This window comes from Pseudochrobactrum sp. AO18b (assembly GCF_000409565.1).
Taxonomy (GTDB): Bacteria; Pseudomonadota; Alphaproteobacteria; order Rhizobiales; family Rhizobiaceae; genus Pseudochrobactrum; species Pseudochrobactrum saccharolyticum.
Window position 1 is genome coordinate 1 of the sequence record NZ_ANNO01000015.1, and the last position, 4,873, is coordinate 4,873.

Here is a 4,873-nt window from a genome sequence, read left to right on the forward strand (position 1 = left end):
TCTGCAAGTTCACCATAGGTGACAACTGTACCATAAGGCACTTTTGCAAGCTCCTGCCATGCTGCCTTGAGAAAAGGTGTGCCAAGCGGTGCAAGTGTAAGATCGAAATGACGTCTCTCCTTTGCGAAATACTGATGTATTTGCTCCGCGACATGGCGCACAGCTGCATCATCATGTCGTGTAACAGGGATTTGTGTATTGGCTGAATGAACACGACTGTCATTCTCAAAATCAAGGCGCATAACCGCGCCCTGATCATTCACAATAACGGTCAGCTCACCAATAGGCGTCGGAATACAACCTGAATAAAAACATACAGACATGAGCAATGTTCCGCTTGAATATTTTGAACGTATGAAGCAGTGACAATCTACCACTTTATGTTTGATGGTGCAGCGCCAGCAAGCGTAGGAAATAAAGGTAAAACTTCTTCTGCCAGTTCTTGTATAATCTCTGATGGTGGACGTGAAGCAAATTGCATACCAAGTGCCGCATGATTAACACCGGCTTGCTGCCATTCTCCAAGAAGGTCAATCAGTCCCTTACGGCCTGTTTTCAAAACAAAGCCGCCATTGAGTGGTGTACGGGGGAAATCAGGATCTTCCGTCAATTCCAGCCACTCATTCGTGATATGCGGGCGAAATCCGCCGTCAGGAATTTAATCGCGCCAGCGACGGATATTCTGTGCCAGACGTAAAGGCCCTTCTTGCGTATGTGTCTGTTGCGGATAAGTCAGCCAACCATCCGCATGCTCGGCTATCCATTGAGGTGTCTGGCGGCTTGATCCTGTGACCAGCAAAGGAATCCGTCCATAAGCTGGCTTTGGCAAAAATTCTGCTTGTGCAAGTTCTCCCAAACTCGAGCGTATCGGCAGTGAGCTTTCTGCCAGTAATTGGCGAAAATAGATGACAGTTTCTGCAAAACGCTCAGCTCTTGTATCCAGATCTAAACCATAGGCCGGAAATTCGACCGGCCTGTCGCCTGATGCTATTCCAAGAACAAGCCGCCCGCCGGATAAATGGTCAATGGTGCTTGCTGCTTTGGCGAGATCAATCGGGTGACGCAGGGAGAAAATCGCACTGCCGGTTGCCAGTGAAACTCTGGTTGTTTGTGCGGCGAGATAGGAAAGATAGGTGAACGGATCAAAAATCTGGCCGGCATCACCAAAAGACGGATCATATAGCGGGACATCCCGCACCCAGACGGAAGCAAATCCGCGTTGGTCAATGTCTTTGACGAGGGCAGTTTGACCTTCAAGAACACGCATATCGCCTTGATAAAAGCGAAGCGGCAGAAATATACCAATCGTAAGTTGATTGGCAGCAAACATACGGGTGTAACCCGGATGATGTGCAAAGGCTTCTGATGACATGCCGGATGTGTTTTCCGAAGCAGACAGATTATTGTTCATGATAAGGCTTTCAAGGAATAGAAAACTTGGCAGATCGAGGCTAAGGACCGGTAGCCGGTTGCGGCAAAGCAATGCCGCGTAATACAGCAGGCCGCGCAGCAATTTTTTGATGCCAGTTGCTTAAGTACGGATAGTGATCGAAATTGAAGCCGCAAATCTGAGCAATATGTGTCCAGCCGAAGGCCGCGATATCCGCAATGGAATATTCTGATCCGGCAAAATATTCAGCGTCACTCAGTCGTTGATTGAGCACCTGATAAATATCGTTTGTCAGTTTTTGGTAACGGGTAATAGCGGGTTGTAATTTGGTTTCAGCGAAGATTTCGAAATGAACACGCTGACCAAAGATCGGCCCCATGCTGGACGAATGAAATTGCAGCCATTGAAGTGCCTGCCAGCGCTCCGCAAAAGATTTTGGCAGGAGCTGGCCGGATTTTTCAGCGATGTAGAGCAGAATGGCAGCAGATTCAAACAGCACTATTCCTGTTGTACTGTCTGTGATGACAGGTATGCGCCCATGCGGATTGAGTTTCAGGAAATCCGCACTGCGGTGTTCACCCTGTTCAATCTGAATATGATGCAGTGTGTAGTCTAAGCCTGTTTCTTCAAGGGCAATAGTTGCTTTGAACCCGTTCGGGGATGAATCGCTATAAAGTTCAATCATTTTTTCCTTTTGATGATGTGTCAGAAAATCTAAATTATGGTAGCATCATCTGAAGACATATTTATTTGGTAATAGTGTATTTCTAAAACGATTGATTCTGATTGTTGAGTTTAGGAAAACTAAATTATGGGCAAGGTTTTGCCATTGCTGGCTTTACGGGCTTTTACCGAGACTGGGCGCACGGGCAGTATTAAAAGTGCAGCTGAGATGATGGGGGTAACGTCAGGTGCTGTAAGCCAACAAATACGTCTGCTTGAGGAGCGTACAGGCGTAACGCTTTTCAGACGTACCCGATATGGTGTGGAACTGACGGAAGCAGGGGCGGGTGTTTATCCCGCTTTGATGCGGGCATTTGCACAGATTGAAGCGAGTCTTGCCACTCTTGAGACAAGCACGGAGCGGCAGACTTTGACTGTCAGCACGCTGCCTTCTTTTGCTGCTTCATGGCTGGTGCCGCGTCTGGGCAAATTTATGGAACAAAATCCGGAGATTGAAGTCCGTGTTGAGGCATCGTCCGGCTTAACCAACCTGCATGGCGGACGTGTCGATATAGCGATCCGTCACGGGCTTGGTGATTATCCGTCCTATGATGTGCAACCTTTGATTGCGCCGGAGCTTGTGCCGGTGATGTGCCCTGCATTGCTGGCTTCGGGGCCTGCTATTGATGAGCCTTCAGATTGTCTGGCCTATCCTTTGCTGCAGGATTCAGATCGTGCTGACTGGCGTTTGTGGCTTACTGCCTGCGGCGTGGAGCCGACGCCGGAAGCGGAGCGGGGCACCGCTTTCGATGATGATTTCCTGTTATTGCGTGCTGCGGAGGCGGGACAGGGAATCGCCCTTGTGCGGGATATTTATGCCAGACCGGAAATTGCGGCAGGGCGTCTTGCTCTTGCAATAAACCGCCCCTGGCCGACACAATTTGCTTATTATGTGCTGACCTTACCCGAAAATGCACAAAAACCTGCTGTGAAGCTGTTTATTGAGTGGCTGCATCAGGAAGCGGCAGCAGAGAGCAGGTAGCTTACAGGCGGCGCCCAACACGGGATAAGACAATGACTGGCAGGATACCGATGGCAACAATTGCCAGTGCTGCAATCGAGGCTTCCTCATAGGTGCCGCGTGCCGCTTCTCCGTAAAGATGGGTTGCCAGTGTTTCGATGTTGAGAGAGCGCAGCAGCAGAGTAGCCGGAAGCTCTTTCACGCAATCAACAAAGACCAGCAATGCCGCTGCACTGAGCGCTGTTTTGGACAGAGGCAAATGAATGTGCCGGAATGTGCCGGTTGCCGTCTCACCTAATGTTCGGGAGGCTTGATCATAGGTGACGGGAATACGGTTGAACCCCGCATCAATACTACCGGCAGATATTGCTAGAAAGCGTACCAGATAGGCATAGATCAATGCTGCGCCGGAGCCCAGCAAGAACAGGCTGACCGACATATTAAACCATGACATGGCGATCTGGCTGATAAAGCGATCCGCTGCTCCGGTGATAATGAGCACGCCGATCGCAATCACCGTTCCGGGGGCTGCATAGCCCATGGTGGAAAAGCGGAAAAACCATTGCGAGGCATTGCCCGGGCGTAGCCGGATCGCATAGGCAACGATCAGGCCGATGGTGAGTGTAACGATCGTCGCGACCGAAGCCAGTATTACCGTATTGATGATTTCATCATAAAGGCGCGGCGAGATACCGGCAAAACGCATGCGTTTCCATGCTTCAGTCGCCAGATAAATAGCCGGAAAGACAAAACCGAGCAGGATTGGTGTAAGCCCCAGCAAAAAGAAAATGCCGCCACGTGTTGCGCTGACTTTATGTGGCGTGAATTGCTGACTGCGTTTTGCACTGGATGAAAAACGCTGTTTGCGTCGCGCCCAGCGCTCAAGCGAGACGAGGCAGACAACGATCAGCAAAAGCGCCAGTGCAATTTGTGCAGCCCCCGGCAGATCTGAGCGTGTGACCCATGTTGTATAAATGGAAACGGTGAGCGTGCGGATGCCGAGAAATTCAGCTGCACCAATATCGTTCAGTGTTTCCATCAAAGCGAGACTGATGCCGACGGCAATGGCAGGACGTGCCATTGGCAGAGCCACACGCCAGAAAATCGCATTGCGGGTGACGCCTAAAGTTCGTGCCGCATCAATCAATGAAGAAGACTGGGTAAGGAACATCGCCCGTGTCGGAATATAGACATAAGGATAGAGCACAAAACCAAGCAGCAGAATGCAGCCGGTCATGGAGCGGATATCCGGCAGGCGGAAATCGCGCGGGCTGGCAAACCCTAAGAGTGCACGTAATGCGCTTTGAACAGGGCCGATCGGGTGCAGAATATCAAGATAGGCATAGGCGATAATGTAAGTCGGAACAGCAAGCGGCAGCAGCAAAGCCCATTCCAAAATTTTACGTCCGCGAAAATCATAGGCTGTTACCAGCCATGCTGCAGAAGTGCCGACAATTGCAACAATAATCCCGACACCGGTCAGCAGAATGAGTGTATCAACGAATGCAACCGGTAATGTTGTGGCCAGAAGATGTGACCATAAACCGTCAGAACCCTGAGCGGCTTGTAAAGCAAGCGCCAGCACCGGCAGAAAAACCAGAAACGCGCTGACTGCTGAAAGGCAGAGCCATAAAGATCCGGCACGGAAAAACCGGCTTTTAGAATATGCTGGCATATTAAGGCTCGCCATTATCCGGAGCGGCTTTGATTTGTCCTGAAACGGAAAACCGCTCTTTCACTCAGTGTTGCAGTTGAAACGAATCGTCGTTGTAACTGCTTTAATATAAAAAACGCCCCTC

At 50.2% G+C, this 4,873-nt stretch carries 6 protein-coding genes; 1 reads left to right on the plus strand and 5 read right to left on the minus strand.

The annotated features are described in order from the left end of the window. The 4 genes from A918_RS0100785 to A918_RS0100795 all read right to left on the minus strand — a co-directional run. Window positions 1-323 (minus strand): hypothetical protein (locus A918_RS0100785; RefSeq protein ID WP_028233210.1); only part of this gene is annotated, 323 nt, incomplete at its 3' end. A gap of 47 nt (window positions 324-370) precedes the next feature. Further along, complete coding sequence (locus A918_RS21940) at window positions 371-610, minus strand: hypothetical protein (protein WP_198013254.1); 240 nt, start codon at window positions 608-610, stop codon at window positions 371-373. Window positions 611-658: 48 nt separating this feature from the next. After that, window positions 659-1,411, minus strand: a complete 753-nt coding sequence (locus tag A918_RS21120) for an LLM class flavin-dependent oxidoreductase (protein ID WP_198013255.1) — start codon at window positions 1,409-1,411, stop codon at window positions 659-661. Window positions 1,412-1,451: 40 nt separating this feature from the next. Further along, window positions 1,452-2,075: a glutathione S-transferase family protein gene (locus A918_RS0100795; protein ID WP_022709211.1), complete on the minus strand. Its 624-nt coding sequence runs from the start codon at window positions 2,073-2,075 to the stop codon at window positions 1,452-1,454. Window positions 2,076-2,201: 126 nt separating this feature from the next. Here A918_RS0100795 and A918_RS0100800 point away from each other — a divergent pair, with 126 nt between their 5' ends. Beyond that, the gene (locus tag A918_RS0100800) at window positions 2,202-3,095 is read left to right on the plus strand and encodes a LysR substrate-binding domain-containing protein (RefSeq protein WP_022709212.1); all 894 of its coding nucleotides are present in this window, start codon (window positions 2,202-2,204) and stop codon (window positions 3,093-3,095) included. 1 nt (window position 3,096) lies between these two features. Here A918_RS0100800 and A918_RS0100805 read toward each other — a convergent pair whose 3' ends face one another. Next, a complete protein-coding gene (locus A918_RS0100805; RefSeq protein WP_028233209.1) occupies window positions 3,097-4,749 on the minus strand; it encodes an iron ABC transporter permease in 1,653 nt (550 codons plus the stop codon). Between the last annotated feature and the right edge of the window lie 124 nt (window positions 4,750-4,873).